13 protein-coding genes are annotated in these 23,682 nt (G+C 42.1%); 1 reads left to right on the top strand and 12 read right to left on the bottom strand.

The window, feature by feature from the left end:
• Nucleotides 1-8: 8 nt before the first annotated feature.
• From CEF13_RS23705 to CEF13_RS23720, 4 genes are all read right to left on the bottom strand, one after another.
• Nucleotides 9-1,286 carry a Gfo/Idh/MocA family protein gene (locus tag CEF13_RS23705; RefSeq protein ID WP_102714580.1) on the bottom strand — a complete coding sequence of 426 codons (1,278 nt, stop codon included), beginning with the start codon at nucleotides 1,284-1,286 and terminating at the stop codon, nucleotides 9-11.
• A gap of 102 nt (nucleotides 1,287-1,388) precedes the next feature.
• Nucleotides 1,389-2,945: an ABC transporter substrate-binding protein gene (locus tag CEF13_RS23710; RefSeq protein ID WP_102714582.1), complete on the bottom strand. Its 1,557-nt coding sequence runs from the start codon at nucleotides 2,943-2,945 to the stop codon at nucleotides 1,389-1,391.
• 86 nt (nucleotides 2,946-3,031) lie between these two features.
• A complete protein-coding gene (locus CEF13_RS23715) occupies nucleotides 3,032-3,913 on the bottom strand; it encodes a carbohydrate ABC transporter permease (protein WP_102714584.1) in 882 nt (293 codons plus the stop codon).
• An 18-nt stretch (nucleotides 3,914-3,931) separates the two neighbouring features.
• Nucleotides 3,932-4,909, bottom strand: a complete 978-nt coding sequence (locus CEF13_RS23720) for an ABC transporter permease (RefSeq protein ID WP_243864746.1) — start codon at nucleotides 4,907-4,909, stop codon at nucleotides 3,932-3,934.
• 260 nt (nucleotides 4,910-5,169) lie between these two features.
• On the opposite strand from CEF13_RS23720, the gene CEF13_RS23725 reads away from it, so the two are divergent.
• Nucleotides 5,170-7,524: an AraC family transcriptional regulator gene (locus CEF13_RS23725; RefSeq protein ID WP_102714586.1), complete on the top strand. Its 2,355-nt coding sequence runs from the start codon at nucleotides 5,170-5,172 to the stop codon at nucleotides 7,522-7,524.
• Between the two features lie 91 nt (nucleotides 7,525-7,615).
• Here the strand turns inward: CEF13_RS23725 and CEF13_RS23730 are convergent, their stop codons facing one another.
• The 8 genes from CEF13_RS23730 to CEF13_RS23765 form a co-directional block, all read right to left on the bottom strand.
• Entirely contained in the window at nucleotides 7,616-8,518 is a 903-nt protein-coding gene (locus CEF13_RS23730; RefSeq protein ID WP_102714588.1) for an aldo/keto reductase, read from the bottom strand.
• A gap of 35 nt (nucleotides 8,519-8,553) precedes the next feature.
• Nucleotides 8,554-10,485, bottom strand: a complete 1,932-nt coding sequence (locus CEF13_RS23735; RefSeq protein WP_102714590.1) for a DUF8034 domain-containing protein — start codon at nucleotides 10,483-10,485, stop codon at nucleotides 8,554-8,556.
• A 157-nt stretch (nucleotides 10,486-10,642) separates the two neighbouring features.
• Nucleotides 10,643-12,415, bottom strand: a complete 1,773-nt coding sequence (locus CEF13_RS23740; protein ID WP_102714592.1) for a glycoside hydrolase family 35 protein — start codon at nucleotides 12,413-12,415, stop codon at nucleotides 10,643-10,645.
• 99 nt (nucleotides 12,416-12,514) lie between these two features.
• Nucleotides 12,515-13,789 (bottom strand): Gfo/Idh/MocA family protein, encoded by a 1,275-nt coding sequence (locus CEF13_RS23745; RefSeq protein WP_102714594.1) that lies wholly within the window; start codon nucleotides 13,787-13,789, stop codon nucleotides 12,515-12,517.
• 15 nt (nucleotides 13,790-13,804) lie between these two features.
• Nucleotides 13,805-14,263, bottom strand: coding sequence for a hypothetical protein (locus CEF13_RS29385; RefSeq protein ID WP_243864745.1), 459 nt, complete (start codon nucleotides 14,261-14,263; stop codon nucleotides 13,805-13,807).
• Nucleotides 14,235-15,299, bottom strand: a complete 1,065-nt coding sequence (locus CEF13_RS23750; RefSeq protein WP_244917116.1) for a DUF5054 domain-containing protein — start codon at nucleotides 15,297-15,299, stop codon at nucleotides 14,235-14,237. Before CEF13_RS23750 ends, CEF13_RS29385 begins: the two co-directional genes overlap by 29 nt.
• Nucleotides 15,300-15,780: 481 nt before the next feature.
• On the bottom strand, nucleotides 15,781-18,009 hold the full coding sequence (locus CEF13_RS23755; RefSeq protein WP_102714596.1) for a glycoside hydrolase family 2 protein: 2,229 nt from the start codon (nucleotides 18,007-18,009) through the stop codon (nucleotides 15,781-15,783).
• Between the two features lie 296 nt (nucleotides 18,010-18,305).
• Nucleotides 18,306-23,486: an S-layer homology domain-containing protein gene (locus tag CEF13_RS23765; RefSeq protein ID WP_102714600.1), complete on the bottom strand. Its 5,181-nt coding sequence runs from the start codon at nucleotides 23,484-23,486 to the stop codon at nucleotides 18,306-18,308.
• Nucleotides 23,487-23,682 lie beyond the last annotated feature (196 nt).

Here is a 23,682-nt window from a genome sequence, read left to right on the forward strand (position 1 = left end):
ATTTCGACTTATTTATCGTTTTTTTTCAATTCCTCTATATAATCCGGCATCAGGATGACACGGCTTTCCAAGCGTGACTTTTCTGCGGCGAATGCAATAAGATGACTTTTAATAGAAGCGTCTGCCCCAGTAAGCGCTTTATCTCTACCATCGCTTTGCACCAATCGCACAAAGTCATGCATAATACCGCTATCTCCGCCACCATGTCCTGCCAAATCATTATCTAATTGGATTGTCTCCGTCTGGCGAGTACTAAAGTTTGTTACTTCGATAACATTCTTGTCCGTATTCGCCCGAATCTGTCCGAGTGAGCCCATCAGCTTCATCGATCGACCGCCTTCCATAGTAAAAGCACTCATCGTAAAGGACACGGTAACCTCATTGGCAAATTCCATATTAACTACTTGATGATCTACCACATTATTATCGCAATGGTACACACATCTTCCGTAAATCCCATCTTTCAATTGACGAAGAACACCCTCGTCGCTTGTATCATTGCTAACAACGGAACGGAGCACTTCTCCTACCCAGTCATCCCGCTCCAGATACGTCTTAGGGGCATAATATGGGCATGTATCTTGAACAGGACAACCATCCAAACAGTATTTAGGGGCTCCTTCAGGCGCATTCTCTTTTTTGAAATGAGTCAAGGCACCGAATGAAGAGACTTTAGTACAATCTGAATCCACCAGCCATTGAATGATATCCATGTCGTGACAGCTTTTCGCTAGAATCATCGGGCTTGATACTTCCGAATCCCGCCAATTTCCTCGGACAAAGCTATGTGCCTGGTGCCGATGCTCCACGTTTTCCGTATGTTGTATCGAAATAAGGTTGCCGATTTGACCACTCGCAATGATTTCTTTGATTTTCGAGAAAAAATCAGTATAGCGAAGCACGTGACAAATCGAAAATACACGATTATATTTCTCGGCATATTCTCCCATAATGATGCATTCTAACGGATCGGGTGACATCGGTTTTTCCAATAGAACGTGGTACCCTTTCTCCAATGCCTTAATCGTAGGTTCGAAATGCATTTTGTCTTGCGTACAAATTAGAATAGCATCCGCTAGTTTAGGGCCTGCAAGAAGCTCCTCCCAATTTGCATAACAATTCTCCTTAGAAATACGATGTTCTTGCTGGAATAACTCTCTCCGCTTTGGATCGGTATCCGCAACAGCAACAAATTGCATTTCTTCCGGATATTTCAATGCGAAAGGAGCATACGCTCCCGCGCCTCTTTGTCCGGCCCCAATTAGCACTGCAGTAATTTTCCTCATCTCTTTTTTTCCACTCCTTAAATGTCTATAGAAAAGGGAACTTTCCGGCTTTGAATGTAATATTCGGAAAGCTCCCTCAACTATAAAACGTTATTCAAATATTTATTTGCCGTTTACTTGACGCCAAGCATCCAATTGCTTTTGTTTTTCAGCAATAATCTTCTCAGATCCAGCTGTTTTAAGCTTCGCAACGAACTCCGGCAGAACTTTTTCCGGATCTGCTGTACCTGAAGAAAGTGCAGCCAAATATTGGTCGATTACTGCTTGGGTTTGAGCAATCTCTGACTTAACAGGTTCAACGTCGAAAGTAAAGCCCAAAATTGGCGACACATCAGCTGTTTTGTTCAATTCATCCCAAACTGTGGTCATATTCTGTTCCTCGTTCTGATTTTGCCAAACGATCATATTGTTACCGAATACCCATGGAACTACCGGATCATAACCACTATCTTTGATTTGTTCGATCTTGTTTTCGCCAACCTTCTTATAGTTAACATCTTCAATTCCGTAGTTTAGTAAATTTGAAACCTCTGGATCACTATTTAATAGCTCGATAAACATCATTGCACGTTCCGGATTCTCAGAAGTTTTGGAAATTGCAGTAAGCGTTGCTGACGCTAATGAAGTTGTTACGATCGGTTTAGTAATTAATTTGTCATACCACTCCACACTAGTTATTGACTTCAATTTACCTTGAGCATCATAAGGGCTCGTCGAATCATAATCTAGTCCTGCAGGCATTACTGCCGCGTATTTCGCTACTTTACGATCAGAGGAAACATCCTTAACCGTTGCTGCATCTTTACGCAAATATCCTTTTTCATACCAATCATGCAGCATTGTAATGAAACCTTTGTATTCCTCGGACTCATATTGATTCACAACTTTCAAATCTGAATCTACCAAAGATATTACACCTGGTGATTTGGCATCACCGATGCCATCGAATCCATGCATGTTAAGATTAAATAAATCCGATGCTGTTGAGTATTCTAGAGGTACCTTATTCGGTTCCCCGTTTTTCACTGCTTCCAAATAAACCTCTAGGTCAGATTGCTTAGTAACCGATTTCCAATCGAAGTTATACTTATCCGCTAATTCCTTTTGAACCGAAATCCCTTGACCAGCTGCCATTGTTTGATAGTTAATAACACCGTAAATATTACCGTTTACTCTAGCCGCTTCCCATATTTTTGCGGGAACTCCTGATTTCGTAAGTGGTGCATACTGATCCATCAGATCGTCTAGCGGAAGGAATGCTCCTTTGGCTGCATTAGCAAAATAGTTGTTAAACCAAGATGCAGTAAAAGCAAGGTCGAATTTTTCACCAGAAGCGATCATAACTGTCATTTTTTGTTCATAGTTACCGAAATCAAGTGCATTTAATTTGACAGTTGCATTAATTTTTTCCTTTGTAATTACGTTCAGCGCATCTTCTATTGCCTGTTGGTTCTTTTGCGGCGGTGCGACATAATAGTAACTCAGCTCAACTGGAGCTAGCGAATCAGGTGATTCAGATGTTGCTGCGTTTGGATCGGATGTGGGAGATGGCGTATTCTGTTTATCTGCCCCGCATCCAGATAATAGTGCAGTGATGGAAAACGCGCCCACCAATGCTAGCGATACCCATTTGGAACGAATTGATCTTCTTTTTTTCATGTTGAAAAACCCTCCTCTTTATTGATGAAGCCTATATGTGAATGCAGATAATCTGCAATATCACCGAACCTAACGTACCGTTTACTTTATTCCTTAACGGCACCTACACTTAAGCCTTTGACAAAGTAACGCTGAAGGAACGGATAAGCAATTATAATCGGTCCAATCGCCAATATACATAACGCCATTCTTGCTGTTTCTCCAGGTAGTTCTACGACAATATTGCGAGCTGCCGAGAATGCTGCAAGTGCATCAAGATTAGATAAGACGGATTGAAGTAAGAGCTGAAGCGGGAACAAATTGCGATTTTCAATAAACAGCAAACCAAGCCACCAATCATTCCAATAAGCTATCGAGTTAAGCAATGCAATCGTTGCAAAAGAAGGCAACGATAATGGCGATACGATTTTGAAAAAAATACGCCATTCCCCAGCCCCATCAATTCGAGCGGATTCCATAATAGATTCTGGAATAGTACGGAAGAAATTTCGCATTAAGAGCACATTCCATGCAGAAACTAAGTACGGCACGATCAGTACGAAAATCTGGTCTTTCATGTGTAGATACTGTGTGATCAGAATGTACCAAGGCACCAAACCACCATTAAACAACATCGTGAAAAAGACGTAGAACAGAACCGGTCGACGAAAACGTAATTCGCTGCGTGATAATGGATAAGAGAGTAAAGCAGTTACTATTACACTAAGCACTGTACCAACGACAGTTACGAATATGGTCACACCGTAAGCTCTAAATAGACTGTCAGCTGAGTTCATAACGTACTCATAGGCGAACCAAGTGAAATTTTCTGGAATGAGGCTATACCCTGAGCTAGCAATCGATCTCTCATCTGATAAAGAAATCGAAAACACGAGCACCAATGGCAATATACAAAAGAGACTGAAAACGGCTAGAATAATGTTACTTATTATTTGACCTGAAAAAATGTTGCTACTTTTCTTTATCATGATGTACCTCCTCCCCTTTTAGAACAATGCGTTTTCATTATTGAACTTGCGAACGATCCAATTGGATAAAACGACAAGAGTAAAACCAACTACAGATTGATATAACCCAATCGCTGAAGACATTCCGATATCTCCCATTGTTCTAAGAGCACGAAAAACATAGGTATCAATAACATCGGTCGTACTGAACAATAAGCCACTTTCTCTGGGCAAATTGTAAAACAGACCGAAATCAGCATAAAATATTTTGCCAAGCTGTAGCAAGAATAACGTCACGATAATCGGCGTTAACATAGGAATGGAAATACTCAGTGCTTGACGAATTTTCCCGGCACCTTCCATTTCAGCCGCTTCGTAATACGAATGATCGATTCCTGCTAATCCAGCGATAAAGATAACACTCAGATATCCAACAGTTTTCCATAAGTTAGCAATTGGAAGGATGTATCTCCACTTCTCTGCATCCGAGTACCAATTCACGGAGTTAAAACCTAATGCATTTAAGAATTGATTAATAATTCCAAGATCAACGTTAAACAATGCATAAGATATATAGCCTGCAACTACCCACGACATAAGAAAGGGAAGGAACATAGCGCTTTTATAAAATCCCGATAGATGACGATTTTTTATATCATTAAGTAAAAGTGAAAAAATTATAGCAATAAGTAATCCGCTTACAATAAAGATACCGTTGTAATAAATCGTATTAAACGTAATCCGAACAGCATCTTGGGAACTAAAGAAAAACTCAAAATTTTTAAACCCTGCCCAATCGCTCCCCAGTATGCCTTTTGATAAATTAAAATCTTTGAATGCCAAAATAACCCCGAACATTGGAATATAGTTAAAAACAAACAATAAAACTATTCCTGGAATCATCATCGTATAAAATGCTCGTTGGGATTTCCATTCGTTCCTCGATGGCAAAACAGACTTGATTTTTTTCCCAATACGAGAATGACTGCTAACTTCTACCCGAGATCCTTTATTCATCTCTGTTTTAATTCTCCTCTCTCATAAACCCCAATTTTCTTATTCTAGTTGCTCTTGGACGCAATTTCACTGTACAATAGTACCCTCCATATAAACACTATAAAATGCAATCTCGCCACCAATTTTAGTCGTTCTGGCTCTCAAAAAAATAACTCTCTCTATAAAATGTTGAGTTTCTCTAGCAAAAATAACGTTAGATATCTATAATTAATTGGTACGATCGATTGAAATATACTAGAGATTACAGGAGACATGTGTATATGATTTTCCCCTTTAAGCCTCATAATAGTTTGTTTGCCAAATTACTGATTTCATTAACCATTATGTTGACCGTTCTTATATTGGGGTTGAGCCTTCTGTTATACCAAAATTACTCATCAGCTTCCCTGAAACTTATCAATCGTATGGATTCATCAAAGCTATCTCAAATTAGCTATAGCGCTAATTATATGGAGAATATATCTAAACGGTTTTTGGATTCCCTCATCCTTAGTCCATATACGTCTATACTTCTATACAAAAAAGAAGATGATATGTACTTGCTAGGTGATGCGTTTCGAAATCTTAACAACCTTACTTTACTTCAAGATTATGTTTTTTCAGTTTACACGATCAATCTCACGCTAGATCGGATTACTTCTACTGAAACTAGTCGATTTTATAATGCAAGCGATTTCTACGATCAAAATATTATTAGCCTAATGAAAAATATGGATATGGTCTCGCCTTCTTCTATGCCAATAGCTCGAACAATACCTATTGGTTATAATGTGAATGACGAATCGCAGCATACGAATGTTTATACTTACATCGTTCCTTATTGGAATGACTCAGACAAGCATCCAGATAAAGCTGTTGTAGTCAACATCAAAGCAAGTCATCTAAGTAATATTATTACTTCGTTGAATGCCAAATCAGAAACATCTGGCAATAGAATTACGGTTATCGATTCGGATGGTTTAATTGTAAGTGACACCAATAAAAACTTGTTTTCTAAAAATTTGCTGAGCACGGAATACATCAAGAAAGTTTTAGATTTCCAAACTCCAACAGGCAATTTCAAAACTAAAATAGATAACGAGCTTTATAATGTAAATTTTGTTTCTTCCGAAAATCCTAACTGGAAATTTATTAGTCTAACATCATACAATTCGTTTATGGGTCCTGTTAATTCTATTAAATTTTCTACCTTGATCATCTGCATTGTCGTTTTATTGTTGGGGTTGCTCTCTTCGTTTATTATGTCGAGATCTATTTATGCCCCCGTTGGCAAGTTGATGAACACTGTGCGCCAGAAGTTAAAAGCGCCTTATAGCAAAGACCCTTCTTCGGTGGATATTCATTTTTTGCATGACGCATTTAGCGAAATGATAATGAAAACCGAGGAACTCGAGCAGAAACAAAGAAATCATCATCACACCCTAAAAAACAGTTGGCTAAAGGATATTCTTCAAGGTACTACTTTTTTAAGCACCAAAGATTTGCTAAGCAAGCAAAAAGAATATGGCTCAAATGTGAATTTGAACGAACCTCTCCAGCTTGTTTTATTCCGTTTGGATCATTATCAATCGTTTTTGGAAGCTTACAATGAAAGAGATCGCGCTTTATTGAAATTTGCAATCGCTAATATCATTAGCCAAATTGCATCGACGAAATATGACAACGAAGTCATTGAATTAGATTCGGATAAGATTGTGTTGCTTGCGGAATTAAAAGAACAACCATTAGAAGAAAACGTTGAGGAAGCCTTTTTCAAATTGACGAAAACCATTCAAATTGCAGTGTCTGAATACTTGAAGTTTTCGCTGTCTGCCGCGATCAGCTCACCGATCGCTCCCAACGAACTGCTATTCCAGTCGTATTCGGAACTCTATTCACTATCTCTGTATCGTATGATGGTAGGACACGGATGCATCTTGTCACCATCTTTCATGAATACAATCGCACAGGAACCCCCCACTTATCCAGAAGGGAAAGTGAAGTTACTGCTTGATTGTCTAAAACTGGGACAACAAGATAAAGCGCTGAAAGCCTATGATGAGTTTTTCCAGAACTATTCTGGGGCTACTTATGAAAATATGCTTTCCTCAATGATGCACCTCATGTTTATGATCCGCAGTACTTTCATAAACATTATTAATAATAGTAATCCTAGACTGATTAACGCAATTCAGAGTTTCTCGACGAATATCGAACTATTTGAAACGAAGGATGATATTCGGGAATCAATGGCTAATATATTTGCGGAAATCGTCAACACGATGGACCATAATAAACAAAATAAGCACAACGTCATCTCCGCTCGAGTTATCAAAATGATTGAAGAACAATACCAAGACAAAAACCTAAGCTTAAGATCAATTGCCGATGAACTGCAAATGTCGAGTAACTACTTGGGGAAACAATTCAAAGAGATGACCGACAAATCCGTTTCCGAGTACATTACGAATGTTCGCATGTTTCATGTTAAACATTTACTAGATAGCAGTAATTTATCTACGAAAGATATATTGGACAAATGCGGATTTGAAGAAACTAATTATTTCTATACGATATTTAAAAAACATTGTGGCATGTCACTGACGGAATACCGATTATCCGAAAAGATTAAGTAAATGAAAAAGGCAACGAGTATGATCTCGTTGCCTTTAAGTTATTGATGTATTTCATAAATCTCAGAGCTTTCAAACCAAAATATGGTATGGATTAAACGAAAAGCTTTTGTTTATCGAATAGACGGTACAGTTCCTGTTTATGTTCTTCGTTAAAACTAACCCCATCGCAATAAGCTAGGTTTTTCCTCAAAGAGATCAAAGATGAGGTCCCCATTAAGGTCACATGAATATCTGGATTGCTTAAGCTAAAACGCATAGCGGGTTCTATCAATCCTTTAGGCTCTGGCTTTCGCAAGAACCGTATCATTTCCAATCTCCGCTCAACATCTAACATGCTTTCCTCTTCCAAAAAGTGAGCCGGTGCATCTGCAAGAACGCCCATACCAAGTACGCTACCGTTCATTACGCCGATACCCATTTCTTTAGCTAGTGGCAACACTTCGTCTTTGGCCGTATGGTCAATAAGCATGTACCTGGCATAAAATTGGATACTATCGAATAATCCAGTTTTCATATACTGCAGCAAAAGCGGTAGATTTCGCGTCGTCACGCCGAGGTAGCGAATTTTCCCGTCTTGTTTTAGCTTTTGAAGCGCCGGAATCGTCTCTTCGATGATCATTTCCCAAGGTTGATATTCCACATCATGAATTTGTAGTAAATCGATCCAATCCGTTTGCAACCGTTGCAAACTATCTTCTACAGACCGAATCGTGCTTGTATAATCGTATTGGCGATCGGAACGAACGGCCTTCGAAGCTAGAATGACTTGGTTCCGTCGCCCTCCGGCTAACGCTTTTCCGATTCTTCGCTCTGATTCCCCGTCACCGTAAATAGGCGCAGTATCGATTAGATTAATTTCCGAATCCAATGCTTCATGAATTAACCGCTCTACTTCCGCCTCATCCGTTTGACCATATACTCCTCCAAGAGGCGCACCACCTAAGCCTAGCTTGGAAACTTTTAGCCCCATATTACCGAACGTTGTAAATTGCATGTCATAGTCCCCTCTTCATCTTTATTTCAGTTGCCTTATTTTACTCGTCCTTGCATCAACATTGGCTTATGATCCTCTTGCCAAGGCATATCATAGATTGGCGCATGAACATATCGTTCCATCGAAGCTTGCAAAGTAATGCCCGTTCCCGCTGGCATTAAAATCTGAAGGTATCTATCCCCTACAGTTACAGAGTCCATTACTTCACCCTTTTGATTCATAATCTCTACTTGCAGAAATCGATGTTCACCAAACATTCCTGCTTGAACGATCATTTCCTGATCATCGAATAAACTGGTATTAACCAGATGAAGAGTTACCGAATCCGCTGTCAGCATCTCCACCAAAGCGGAGATGCCAGAAGGCAATCCTGGTCGTTTGGCTCCAACGTCGAAATACCGTACGCGACCATGCTGCAATCCACCGTGAGAATTGTGCATCGGAGCCCCTAAAGTTAACTGCACAAGTCCTTCGAAATAAAGCGGACACATTTCTTGCCATGCATGTATGCTAGAGAAGTCACCCTCGCTGTACTGCTGCGACCAGTTATGCGGATCGCCTTCTGCTGAACGCATTTTGGCAAGCTGATTGCCAATAAGCTCATAGTTTGCGGATAAAATTTGCTGCGGATAATCCGGATTAAGTCCGCGAATATATTGATACCAGGGCTGCATATTACCAATATAATGCTTCGTATTCCGTCCCGTTTTCTTGTCGGTGCCTGACATCCTTGGGACAATGACCTCGTTCCAATCGTGATTTTTCGGGATGCGCTCTACACGTTCAAGATCTTCATCCGCCATCGACATGAACCACAGAAATACCGGATAATGTGGAGTGGCTTCACGATAATCTGTCCAGCCGCTATCGAAATGCTTGTTCGGAACGACCCATTTATCCTCCTGAAATTGACGCAGCTCCCAATTTCGATCCAACTGCTCCCTAGCTAGCTGCAACTTCTTCATATCCCCAGTAAGCAAGACGGCGTTCATACAAGCATTCGTTATCGGCTCGATAATCGTTAGGAAACCATGCGGCCAACGCCAGCCATAATACCCGCCCCACCATTTTCCGTCATTATATTGTCCGATTTCGCCAGACAAGCCAATATTGTCAGGGATGATGCCACCATTTTCCCGCGTTCTTTCCTCCCAAGCACTTAAATACGTAATCGCAATATCGCGAAACCGTTCCTCTCCCGTATGTAAAAACGCGTGTGCGAGCAGGCTTGTCGCATTCAAATTCAGTGGAACATCACCACGATTCATGCGCTCGTTCATCTTTTGAATAATCTGCTGATAGGTTTCATCATCCGACCAGGGACACTTTCCGCTCGCGAAATCTACACCTGTAATATCTTCGAATGGAGCCAAATAATCGTCTAAAATACCTCGATGCGTACTCCAATCCTCCTCCGTTACCTGAAACCTCGGACCTAAACTACCCGTTAACGGAGAGCGGATCAGCTTCTTATCTTTATCATAGTTTTGAGCTTCTGGATCGTCGCCTGTGTACATATTGGCAAAACGCACAGCACGCTGGCGATCTTTAGGCGTTGCAGGCCCCGCTAAACCGAGGAAATACAAATACAGATAGCCTTCGCCATGATGCATCCAATCATAATAACGATCAAACTCTCGATGAATTTGCCCATATTCCGTCCATTGCCAAGTGATACCTTCCCATATTTTGCGTGATTGCTCATGTAATTCAGCACTTCCGCCTAGAACATACAGAAGTGCCAAATTCATAAAACCTTCATAGGGATCATCTGAACCATCCATACCTGGCCAATCACTGCGCCAAATTAAAGTGCCATCTGCATGTGTGTAACGTGCAATGAATTCTTGCGCCGCTTGATTAAGAGTTCGAAACAACTGCTGCTGCTGCAACGCCCATTGCGGGGGTGCCACTTGCTCAGATGATTTTATTTGGACAGGCTTTCTATCAAGCTGATTCGAATTCATTATGTCTCTTCCCCTCTTGCATTCATTAATTCTTCTCATAAAAACCTTAACAAGTTCCCGTGTAATTGAGAACAATGAATAACAACGATTCTCTAAAATAAGTACAATAACGACTTCTTTTATTTGTTTTTTCTCTAAATTTTAATAAAAGCTTGTATTATGCTAGTTCGGCGAAATCCTGAAGGATCACTTTCGGATCTTTCGTCCCTTGCAGTTCGAAGATAATGAGCTCATTTTCTCCCTCGTGTAATAGTGGAGCTGGTATATATAATGTTTTTTGCGGTCCGATCTCCCAATATCGCCCGAGATTGAATCCGTTAACGTAGGCGACTCCTTTTGTCCAGCCTTCCAATTTCAAAAATGTATCGCCAATTTCTTCTACCTGAAATTTTCCTTTATAGAAGGTAGGCGTAAATGATTCGTTGAGAAGTTGTTCCTTAAATACGAGCTTCGCTAAATCATTTAACGGGAGCGTATGAATAGTCCAGTCATAGAGGAATTGCAAACCAAGGCGAACGCCTTCTGTTATTCCTTTGGGATCCTTTAATTTAAACCCGTAATTGATTCGCCCCTGATTTTCCACGAGTATGCTTAATACCGCACCTTCAGTTGAAATATCCAGCACGATATCTCCATCTGATATATCCGGTCCTATATTATGCGTTTTGCGTTCAACGATGCCTTGAAAAACCCCATCCAGAAAGACGAGCGCGCGGTCTCTTACTTCTTGAATGGCTAATTTCACTTGGGATACAGGTCCTTTAACGCGAGTAGTGTACAAAATAAAACCGTAATCCTGCCCGAATCTTTCCATCGCCTCCGGATAAGGGCTTTGGATTGGCGTAGTCAACTGAGAGAGAGAATCAAACAAACATGCTTGTTCCCCCAAGCGTACTTCTCCAAAATGCTTCTTAGCAATAGCGGTAGGTAATGTAATTTTCTCTACTTCGGCATACTTCGCAATCACTTCACGAACTGCCATGTACTTTTCCGTGATGTCACCAGATTCATTCAACAAAGCATCGTAATCATAACTGGTCACCGTTGATCCGTATATTTCTAGATCGTTCGCTCCATTATAAAATCCGAAATTTGTCCCACCATGGAACATATAAAAATTAACGGATGCGCCAGCTTTCAGCATTTGATCCAGAACGTCCGCCGCATCTTCTGGCGCTCGAACATGATGCTCTTTTGCCCAATGATCAAACCAACCATTCCAAAATTCCATACAAACAAGCGGCTTATTCGGTTGATACTCCAGCAGCTTTCCGAACGCTTCATCCGACCGTGAACCAAAGTTAACGGTAGCTAGAACATCTGGAAGCAGTGTCCCCCCTTGCAGGTTGCTGTCTGTATAACCATCTGATGTGAATAAGAGAACGTCTACCCCGCGGTTAATCATGGCATTTTTCAAATGCTCCATGTAGGATCTATCGTTACCGTAGCTTCCGTACTCATTCTCGATTTGCATCGCAATAATTGGTCCGCCGTTTGTACATAAATACGGTAAAAATTTAGGGATTAATACATCGTAATACGCATCGATTTTAGCCAAATAGGTAGGATGACTGCAGCGCAATCGCATATGATCTTCTTTCAGTAGCCATGCTGGCAATCCTCCGAATTCCCATTCCCCGCAAATATATGGGCTCGGGCGCACGATTACGAACAAGCCTTGCTTATCCGCCAACTGAATGAATTGTATAATATCCGCCATATACTCGAAGTTAAATTCCCCTTCAACAGGTTCATGAAAATTCCATGGAACGTAAATTTCCACCGTATTCAAACCGCAAGCTTTTAATTTTACTAAGCGGTCCTCCCAATATTCAGGCACGACGCGAAAGTAATGGATTGCTCCAGATAAAATACGAATAGGCTTTCCGTTATACACGAATTGTTTTCCATCTATTCTAAATATAGACATTGTTAAGTTCCTTTGAAATTGGAAGAGAGCTTTCACGGCACCAAGAGTCTAATTCTAATGCGCCTAAAAACTCGCTTTCTAATTATTAGTATTTTTTATTTATTTATCGTTTTTTAATTCATTGATATAGTCAGCCATAACAATCACTTGGCTTTCCAGACGCGATTTTTCGGCAGCGAAAGCAATCAGATGACTTTTTACAGAAATATCTGCACTTGTAAGCCCTTCTTCTTTCCCATCGCTCCGTACAAGCCGGACAAAATCTCGCATTATGCCTGTATCTCCGCCGCCATGCCCTGCCAAGTCCGTATCCAGATTGATTGTCTCTGTTATTCTAGTAACGAAGTTCGTTACTTCAATAACGTTTTTGTCCATATCACCTCTTATTTGACCTTGAGTCCCCATCAGCTTCACTGACCGCCCGCCCTCATAAGTAAAGGCACTCATCGTGAACGCAACAGTCACTTCATTGGCGAATTCTATGTTGACCACTTGATGATCAACCACATTGTTATCGCAATGATACACGCATCTTCCATAAGGACCTTTCTCAAGGGATTGAAGCACACCATCGTCACTCGTGTCATTGCTGACAACAGAGCGAAGCACTTCACCTACCCAGTCATCTCGTTCAATATACATTTTAGGTGCATAATAAGGGCAGGTGTCCTGTATGGGACAGCCGTCCAAACAATACATAGGGGCACCTTTTGGCGCACTTTCCTTACGGAAATGGGTTAATGAACCAAAGGATGAAACTTTAGTACAATCTGCATCTACAAGCCACTGTAAAATATCCATATCGTGGCAGCTTTTGGCAAGAATCATTGGACTTGAAACTTCTGAATCCCTCCAGTTTCCTCGTACAAAGCTATGCGCTTGATGACGATGCTCGACATTTTCCGTATGTTGAATCGAAATAAGTTTGCCAATTTTACCATCCGTAATAATCTTTTTGATCGTTGCAAAAAAGTCCGTATACCTAAGCACATGACAAATCGAAAACACTCGATTATACTTCTTAGCGTATTCTCCCATAACGATACATTCTCGCGGATCGGGTGACATCGGCTTTTCCATTAGCACATGGTACCCTTTCTCTAATGCTTTCAGCGCAGGCTCATAATGCATCTTATCCTGTGTACAAATGAGAATAGCATCGGCTAGCTTTGGCCCAGCAAGTAGATCTTCCCAGCTTGAATAACAGTTCTCAGTCAGAACACCATGTGCTTGTTGGAATCGTTCCCTTCTGTTAGGATCGCTATCAGCAACGGCAACGAATTGAATGTCTTCTGGATGCTGCAGGGCATAAGGTGCATATGCGCCCGCGCCTCTTTGTCCAGCTCCGATTAATGCTGCAGTAATTTTCTTCATAACATCCTGTCCCCTTTATTGATTTATTTTAATAGAAAATCTAAATTTGGCATTTTCTTCAAACCGCATTGGGAAGTTGGTACCCCAAATATTGTTGTGCAAATTAAAGTGCATGCCGCCGTTCAAAGGGGCAAAGTTATTATCGAATTGCAGTAACCTCTTCTCACCAGGGGAAACTACAGGAGCATCCAATGTTTCTATATGAATTTTCCCATCACTTCCATCATAGTAAACACCTGAATTGACAGCATGTAAATTACGATTCCCGTTCTTTACAACCTCAAGTGGAGACAGCAGCTGCCCTAGCTTATCCATCTTCCATAAGTTCGGATTATCGACTTTTAAGCCAAATGAAAACCAGCTTGCTTCCGGCAACCGATTTGCTTGTTTATTGAACCAGCTTATATCAACATCGACTTTCTGTTCGTTTTTATAGAATTTGTAGTCAATGTGAATATGTTGCAGATGATTCAAGTAAATCCAAAGAAGTACCATTCATTACGAACGGTCGCAAGTAACGATAATTGTCATAAATAGCATCTTGTGAAACGCTATCTTCCCGTCTTGCTGCTTGGAAATCCTGTATTGAATAGTTTTTGAAGTCAGCCAAAAACTTCTTCTCATCCATTCCCCATGTATGCTCCGGAATTAATAAAAGTTGACTGCAAAATTCAACATATTCTATACTGTCTGCGTAAAATCTTCCTTCTGCCATCCACTTATCTCGAAGTCTTAATAATTCTCGGTATTGTGATATTTTCAAGGGATCTGAAGCTGCGCCATGAATCCAAGTATCACCTATCTCTTCATGAACGACAGGAAATATTTCTTTCAAAGTGATCAACTTTTCAGCAAATTCATCCATCGTGGAAGCCACTATTGTCGCTCCGGGAAATTGATTGGCAAGCCGCGTAAACTCTGCTTCAATTTCGGCGGCTGAAGGTGGTCCCAAATTATCGCCAGTATGAGCAAACACCATCGCTTCTTCAAATCCATCAATTTCCACAACATTTCCGTAATTTTTTGCATAGCTAACGATAACTTCTGATCCATCTTTATTTCTCCAAATAAAAATATCGGGCACATTAGGCACTTTGGATGATGGATTCACGCCCAAATGCAAGTATTTAATACCATATTTTGACAAATGAGGGATCGTGGCGATCGTATGCCCTGGGACATCGGTCATTTTGGCGGTAATAATATTTTTTCCATATTGAGCATTTAGCTTTTTACTAATCGACAACCCATATTCCAATAAAGCTGGATCCATAAGCTCCGTATGAGTAGTGAAAGGCAGTCCATGCCATGTCATGCTTCCATTATCAATGGCTTCCTCCATTTCTTGCTTCTCTGTCTCGGAAGCTTGCTTGAGATACTCATCAATTAACCACGATCCCGTTGTCCAGACGAATTGCGCTGTCCCACCTTGCTGCCTTAACTGTTTTGCCAATTGAATCGCTTGCGGAATATAGTGTTTAAAATACTTTTCCTCTCCAATCTTCGCCAAATCGGTGAACCCAATATCCAAATGAGTTTTGAAAATAACATGGATTTTTTTATAAGAGCTTATATAATAACACCTCTCAAGATGATTCTAATTTACACCGACCGTTTTCAATTCCATAGTTTCATTACAATGAGGGCAATCCCCGCGAATTCGAATTCTGCACACACATAGTCGTTGTTCCCTCTCTTTTCGATATTGTCAGCTTAACTAGATTCAATCACCTTGAAAACAATAAAAAGATAACATTTCTCCAAAAAGTAAAGAAAATCTACTACCTTTTTAACCTCTTTCTATATTTTAAACTGAAATGTTGATACGACTGGCATTTACCCCAACCTTGAATCCCCCCGCAGCAGGCTGTGGGGGATTCGTTACACTATTAAAATCCATTTGATTACTAGTTTCATCGCTTCAATTCGAATGCTTTTATGTTGTTAACTATTTGATAAAAAACAGAATAGAGCCGCACCGTGTGAAATTGTCATTCCACCTGAATGACAATTTCGTCCGTGCGAAAGCGGGAGCAGGATGCCGAAACGACGATTTCGCCTTTTTGTCCTTTCGTTTTGACCCATGTCCCGATGCATCCTCCGACGAGGCTGACAAGATCGGGTCCTACCAACTCTCCATGGCCGTTAATGCTTATCTTTATCGACTCGTTGATGTAAGGAATTAGATGACCTTCCTGATCGACGAGCTTGAAGACGATACGCGTCGCGTCGATCTCCTCAGAGGAAAGAACAAGATCGTCAATCTCAGCGATAAGCCTTGATACGACAGGCTCCGCGCTATAGGTTTTACGGACTGCTTCCCTTCCGTCCACGAACCCGACCAGTTCTCCTTGCTGCCAGGCCATCCCCCATTCGCCTGTCATTTCCTCGATCAGGATAGGCGGATGGTCGAGTCCCGGAAAGCGATCCTTGACGGGATAGTATCTGCCGACTTTCACGCCGCCGTAATAAAAATCGACGTAATCGCAATTGGTCATCACCAGAAGCGGCGTTACCCCTCCGATGCACCTTTCGCCTCTGGCGAAAACGGTCGTGGGTTCAAGCACAACCCCTCGACTCGGATCCATCTGACTCTTATACGCGTACGCGGCGAATTTAGGAATTCTGAACATGTCCATGACACCGTGATGGCAAATGCGGTCCCCCGCTCCAAAGTCTTTGTGGGTATTATAGTCGAAGGCGCACCAGCCAATAGCTCCACTAATCCCGTCGTCCAAGGCAGCCGCATTAATAACTTTCAAGTGCCGCAAGCAATGCTCCATCTGCCGTTCTTCGTTGTCGAATCTTTTGGTCGGATACATATGACCATTGTACTCTGTGACCAAATACGGGACATTGCGATCCAGGGACGTAATCTCTTTCTGATCTCTCAAGACGACATCTCCGCCTTCATGAATGAAATCGTTCATCGTATACACGTCTTCCAGCAGCTCGCTGCCGTTCAGGCATCTGACGCCTCCGGTTTGCCTGGATGGATCCGTCCTCCGCGCTAAAGCGTTCGTCTCAGCGTAAAAGTCATGATCGTCCTGCGATTCGTTAATCCGCACGCCCCATAGAACGATAGAAGGGCGATTCCAGTCCCTTCGGATCATCTCGACGACGTTCGCCTTCGAAACTTCCTTCCACTCATCGTCACCAATATATTGCCAACCTGGGATCTCCTCGAAGACCAACAATCCGATTTCGTCGCAACGATCGAGAAAATGTTTGGACTGGGGATAGTGGGAAGTTCTGACCATATTCAGACCGAGCTCGTGCTTCAAGATGTCGGCGTCTTTTCTCTGTACTCTAGCAGGCATGGCATAGCCGACATAGGGGAACGATTGATGCCGGTTTAACCCTCTCAATTTCACTCTCTTTCCGTTCAGATAAAATCCGTCGGTGTTGAAAAGTGCTTCCCTAAATCCGAATTTTCTTTCAAACGTATCAGAGAACCCTTCACCCTCCAAATAGATTTCTACATCGTATAGCCGGGGAGCATCGATATCCCACAATTCAATCCCTTCATCGATATCGAGCGTCAATTGAACGGTGTCTCCGATCTGCTGGGGAATGACGACGCTTCTCGTCGCCTGGCTAATCACCCTATCACCATCCTTCAGTTTTAGTGATAATACTACGGATTTTTCGGCATTTGTACGGTTCTCTAGATAAACCTCCGCTTTCAGTTTCTTCGCATTCGATAAAACGTCGACAGACTCCAGCCGGACGTTCTCAATGAAAACCGAATCCACGATTCTTAATGAGACTTCCCGGTAAATTCCCCCGTACACCAAATAATCGATGACATTGCCGAATGGCGGAACGTCTTTTCTTTCCGTCGAATCCACCATCACTACGAGATGGTTCGATGACCCGAAGCGCACGTGATCCGTGATATCGATGGAAAAAGGAGTGTAGCCTCCTTTATGCTCACCTACATAGGCCGAATTCAAGTAAACCTTCACATAGCACATGACGCCTTCGAAGTCAAGATAGATTCTTCTGCCACCGAATTCCTCCGGAATGTTAATTTTCTTACGATAACAGGAAATTAACTGGGATATTTTCTCATCGAAATAGCTATACGGAACATCCTTGTTCGTATGAGGGAGATGAACGACTTGGAATTGGCTGTCATCAAAATTTTCGTTAATGAACTTATCGTCGAAAGCTTCGCTATATCGCCAGGTTTTGTTCAAGGAAATAATTCGTCTCATATTTTGCCTCCAAATTAATATCATTTTGATAAGAACCGAAAATCAACCGGAATAAATATACGCAAAATTGTGTTAAAGCGACCCGAGCCGTCGACAATCGCTGCCCCTTCAAGTTCTTTTGGCAAATTCCCAAAAAAATTCATAATCAGATTTACGTTGAAAACCGGTACGGCCCCGGCAATACGAGCGCCTAGATCTAATCGATCAAGCGCAGTTCTCACTGAATCTATACCCGAATAAACAACGTGCATCGGATCAACTGATCCGATGTACGTTGTTTGGCTTTTACATACAATCTATTCGTAATTCAACAACGCCAAGATCATGATCACCGCTTCCGCCCTTGTCGCGTTCTCATTCGGTGCAAAGAGGTTATTTCCTCGACCCTTAATGAGACCTGCTTCATTAGCAGCAGCTACATAAGGTTTTGCCCACGCAGGAATGGTGTTGGCATCGGCAAACGTTGTCTTCGCATTCGAATCAACCTTGAGTCCCAATGCACGAACGATCATGACAGCCATTTCAGCTCGGGTAATGTTTCGATCCGGTCGGAATGTATGATCGCTATAGCCTTGTAATATTCCTGCCGCTGTCGTTCGAGCAATGAAAGGTCTAGCCCATGCTGGTATCTGCTCAAGATCGGCAAAGGCTAATTCCTCACCCTCTCCTTCTAGCTTCAACGTACGACTCAACATTGCCGCAAATTCGCTACGTGACGTTTGTGCATTAGGTCGGAACGTACCGTCTGTATAGCCTGCAATGAATCCAAGCTTAATCGCTTCTTGGATAGACACTTTCGCCCAGTGACCAGAAATATCCGTGAATACGATCGGATTCCCGCCATTGCCACTTGTATCTCCTGGATCTGGAGTGTTACCTCCATCTCCCGGTGTACCCGTACCGACTCCGCCGCTATTGCCCGACTGCGTATTCACGCTTACGATTGGACCAGTAGTACTCCAATTCCCCGCTGCATCACTCGCTTCGATTGTGAACACATACTTCGTTCCAGCATTCAATCCCGTAATATCAACGGAATTCACAGTTGCATCAACTGTGACGCTTTTATTGCCGTCTTCCCAAGTTATTTTATACTCGGTAACACCAACAGCATCGAGTGCAGGAGTCCAGCTCAAGGTCAAGCTATTCTTCGTGATTTTCGTAGCTGCTGCTGCCGTATTCACCGGCCAAGTTGGTGCTGTTAAGTCGTCTAATGTTATAGGTGCCGCTTCCACGATCACTTTTTGCAAAACATCACCCTCATACTGGTCAATTTTTGCAACCGCAATGATTGTACCTGCATTTGCATACATGGCAAGATCGAATTCAGCAAACGTTAACGCTAAATCTCTATTTTCATTAGTAAACTGAGCGCTAATCGTTGACGGCAATTCCGGCTCCGTCCCCGCAACGGTTGTGACATCTTCAAGTTGCCCCAGCGACTCAAGTCCTTCGACGCTGACTGTTATGCTGATCGTACCGTTTAATCCGACCAGTTGGCCGCTTAACGTAAACGTACCTGTCTGTTTATACTGAGATGGATCCACGAGATCCCATTGGATATTGGCTATTTGGCTCGTTCCATCCGTGAACGTCACGTTGGTCGCAGCAGGCAATGTCGGAGCAATGCCGACCTGCGCAGTGATAGGTGCAATCTCATCTACCGATTCGATCGTATAAGGCTTGTCAACATAAACCGTATAGTTTTGGCTTCCTGCCAACGTTGTTTGGTTCAGAACCAGGACGTTTCTGCCTTTATTCAGATCTAAAGAAACCGGCGTAACATCATCTGCAAATCTGCTTGTAATATCTGTATCGTTCAGCTTAATGGCAATGCTTGTATTATCTAGTACAACTTTAGGTTTGATTAGTGTCACAGGCTGTATATCATCTATTACAGTTGCCATATAAGTGTCGTAGCCCGGGTTAAAATCGCCGTTTAATGCTGCATTACCAAGGTTCAAATTAGACGCATAATTGACATACCGCGGATTCGATATGATTTGAATATCATCAAAGTACTGATCACTGTTATAAGTACCGAAACCGAAGCTACCGCTCGTATAGGCGTTGCTTTCATGAGAGATTATCTTTTGCCCATCAACGACAAGTCCAATTTTACCGCCGAACACTTGAATTTGAAAATCATGCCACTCCGAGGGATCAAACCCTTCGGGCGCAGGCGCGGTTGCCAATGTCGTATCCCCGGGATTGTGTTGATTGATTGAAAAGAACGGTGTGCCAGCCGGATACTGACCGCCGCCAGGTATGCCCCCTTTCATGTTTCTTCTGAAAATAACTTGGTAAGCCGATGGGTTAGCAGTAGGATTACCTTGCGCATCAACGAATATAGTAAAGCCGTCATACTGATGCACATTATCCGAAGCATTGTTCCATTCCCCTAATTTCCACTTGAATTTAAGCATGTAGTTGCTCCACGTCTGGTTAGTATATTGGGAAACACCACCACTCTGATAGAGCACTTTGCTACTTATGTTGCTGCCCGATGACTCGGGGTTGTCAACCACGCTCAATGTGCCACTATAGTAATTCGTAAAATCGCTAGGCGTAACGCTGTCTTCAAAATCCCAATCTAACTGTTCAATATTGTCATTCGAACTATCATAATCCGGCGGGGCTTGGAAAGGAATAAAGCCAGGATCCGGTGCTTGATTTCCACCATAGATATTGAACTGATCAAAGTAATTATGACCGGTACCATTAGGTGAACCAAGCGATACATAGTTGAAAGAATCTGGTGTGTTTTCCCATGTTTCGCTATTGAGCGTCTTCACCACTTCTCCGTCAATAGAAAGGACGATTGTCCCTGGCGTTGAATAGTCGAACTTAAGCGTGTGCCAGCCTGTAGTTCGGCGAAGACTCGTTGCCGTTATTGTATTGCCAACATTCACTACATAATTGCTACCGTTAATACCTGAATTAACGCCCATTGCAACAATACCTTCAGTTGTTCCATCGTCTACTCGTGCATAAATGTTCGTTGTCACGTATAACGGATGTCCCACGCCATAGGTTACAAGACGTGATGGAGCCCTGTCAAAGAAATCAACGGTGACCACTTTGTTAAGATTGTCTGCAAAATTGCGGTAAAGCATGGACTTTGTTGCTCCAAGGTTGTTTAAGTCTAGGGCACCTTTACCGACAATATCCTCCGACATGTATTCTTTCGTAATCGTTGGTTGAACTCCGCTGTATGACCATTTCGTCAAATCCAACTTTTCCTCAAAATTATCCGAAAAATATAAATCTTGCGGAGGCGTTATTGCCGTATTCGTAATGGCGCCCGCAAACTCTGCCGGGTAACGCCAAGTTTGAACGCCGATATTCGCATAATCCATTTTTGAATCATCAAAGTTTTCAAGTCCGTCTTGAGGTCCCCTAAAGTTGAACGTTGTGTTGTCAACGACAACCTGGCCGTTTTGAAGATTGTCATTTTCAATGTTATATTGGTGCGCATTTACGGTCTTAATATTTGAAGTATGAATCCCAACCCAACCCATATCAAAATTGATGTTGTTTGGCGCAATGTCATTCATCGTCGGAATTGCGGCAACTTTATCCACTATGATCTGATTAAAATAATTGGGCTGTGAATAGTTGTCGCGCGGATAGTATAGAAATGCGGTCATGATTGCACCGTCATCGCCACCGTCCTGCTGAACATTGTGGATATAAATATTTGAAAGCGTATTGTGGTGGGCATACTGGTCGCGTTTTAGGTCGTATGGAAAATCTGGATTCGTATATCCATCACCTAACCAGCCGTTATCCCAGCCTTGAACATTTGAACTTTGCAGTATAATCGCACGGCGCGGAGAATTATACATTTCAATATGCGATACCGTATTGTATGTTGCATTGCTTATCCCAACCGCGTATGACAGCAAGGTAAGCTGCCCTACGTCATGGATAACTAAGTTGTCGATAAGATTATGATTGGTAAAGCTTTCTGCCTGTGAGTTTCCGTCCACACCTGGAAAACCGCCCTGAATATCGACGCCGCCATGACCGGTATATTCAATAAGCGAATTGCTGACGGTAACATTGCTGGTGCCAACTCCAAGTTCTACACCCATCAATCCCGCATTTTTAATATGTGAGTTCGTAATGGTAAGATGACTCGCATAATTCAATGTTAGCACTCCACTCATAAACTGCGGACGTTCGCTCTGGCCTGCATATGTAGGGTTAGACGAATTTTTCGCATAATCCGGGAATGGATAATGCTTTACGCCATTACCATACTCAAGCCATGGAAAACCACTTGAGTAATAACTAGGAGAGCTTGTGTCTTTAAACCCAAGTCCATCGAAAACGATATTATGAACAGGGGTAATGACGGTGTCATCCCATGTACCGGTTCTCTCGCCGGTAATGTTAATAATCTGTTCCGTCGTCGGAACAACAATATTCTGCTGCTCCAAATCTACTTCATCATCTTGTGGATAATAGTAAAGGTCGTATGATACCGGGTTAAAGTAAAACTCACCAGGGGTATCCAAATAAGCTAGATTTCCTTGCAAATAATACCTGGAAGTGCCTCCAATCCAGTAAAGTGAAGCAAAATCTGCAACATTGTTCGGGTTGAAAGTAAGCACTTTCGAAGAGGGGTTTATATTGGTTACAGGCAAAGTATCGGAATTCCAAGAATGATCTCCACCAATATCGTTAGCGACAATCTGTACCGTTAAATCGCCCCGTGCTTGCGCATTAATAAGCTTACTTTCAAATATATTCGAGGCATCGGCAGCCTTGTAAGTCATACTGATATAAGATCCGCCGGCAGAATAAAGCGGATTGTCAAAAAACGATGACGGAAATCCTGGATATTTATTAGAGTTAAGCGTTCTTGCCTGTGTCACTCTCGTGTCGTTGACATAAAGGGTGTTCACATGAAAGGCTCCGTTTGCATTATTCGGCAGCGGACCTGAAGTAGCAGGGAGCCCATTCGGATAAATAGTATTCAATTGCGACTGCAAATTTGTCTTATACACTTTGCCGACCATGCTTTGCTGCATATCCGAATCAGGGTTATCCGGATCGGCTGATGCCTGCACTTCCGACCAAGCGGAGGTTGTATTCATGCCTCCAATAAATGATACGCTGCCTGGCGCGCCCAATGTCCGATAGATCACATCAAATCCATTTGTTCCCGAATCACTCTTATCAAAAGTAATCGGCTCGTTTACATAATAATTACCCGGAGCAATAAATACGTAAATATCTCCAGTCATTTCTTCGTTAATTAAGCGAACGGCATCCCTAGCCGCTTGCATCGTAGCGAATGGATGGTCGTAAGACCCGTCATTGGTATCGTTACCTGTTGGTGCAACGAAAAATTGTGCTTGTATTTTGCCACCCGTCATGCTTGAAGCTTGTACACTCATTCCCGAGCCTAGCAATGTCGTGATTAGCATACTCATGACAATTAAAAAGCTTAATTTCTTTTTTAACATTTTATGTTCCTCCAGTCTTTTTTACGTGTATTTTGCTATATTGAATTATCTATTAATTCCCAAAATAACCCCTCTGCTCCTTTGCTCAATATTTGAATTGTAATCTGATAGTAACTAATACTAAAAAGTCTGAATACACGAAAAATTATGCTTTCCTTCAATATTTCTCGGCTAAAGTTCTTCAAAAAGATTGAAT

The sequence above is a fragment of the Paenibacillus castaneae genome (genome assembly GCF_002884445.1).
Taxonomy (GTDB): domain Bacteria; phylum Bacillota; class Bacilli; order Paenibacillales; family Paenibacillaceae; genus Pristimantibacillus; species Pristimantibacillus castaneae.

Bases quoted from the DNA above. Each gene is read 5' to 3' on its own strand.
- CEF13_RS23710 (WP_102714582.1), bottom strand. From the start codon at position 2,945: ATGAAAAAAAGAAGATCAATTCGTTCCAAATGGGTATCGCTAGCATTG.
- CEF13_RS23735 (WP_102714590.1), bottom strand. From the start codon at position 10,485: ATGAATTCGAATCAGCTTGATAGAAAGCCTGTCCAAATAAAATCATCT.
- CEF13_RS23715 (WP_102714584.1), bottom strand. From the start codon at position 3,913: ATGATAAAGAAAAGTAGCAACATTTTTTCAGGTCAAATAATAAGTAAC.
- CEF13_RS23755 (WP_102714596.1), bottom strand. From the start codon at position 18,009: ATGAGACGAATTATTTCCTTGAACAAAACCTGGCGATATAGCGAAGCT.
- CEF13_RS23720 (WP_243864746.1), bottom strand. From the start codon at position 4,909: ATGAATAAAGGATCTCGGGTAGAAGTTAGCAGTCATTCTCGTATTGGG.
- CEF13_RS23740 (WP_102714592.1), bottom strand. From the start codon at position 12,415: ATGTCTATATTTAGAATAGATGGAAAACAATTCGTGTATAACGGAAAG.
- CEF13_RS23730 (WP_102714588.1), bottom strand. From the start codon at position 8,518: ATGCAATTTACAACGTTCGGTAATATGGGGCTAAAAGTTTCCAAGCTA.
- CEF13_RS23705 (WP_102714580.1), bottom strand. From the start codon at position 1,286: ATGAGGAAAATTACTGCAGTGCTAATTGGGGCCGGACAAAGAGGCGCG.
- CEF13_RS23765 (WP_102714600.1), bottom strand. From the start codon at position 23,486: ATGTTAAAAAAGAAATTAAGCTTTTTAATTGTCATGAGTATGCTAATC.
- CEF13_RS23745 (WP_102714594.1), bottom strand. From the start codon at position 13,789: ATGAAGAAAATTACTGCAGCATTAATCGGAGCTGGACAAAGAGGCGCG.
- CEF13_RS23725 (WP_102714586.1), top strand. From the start codon at position 5,170: ATGATTTTCCCCTTTAAGCCTCATAATAGTTTGTTTGCCAAATTACTG.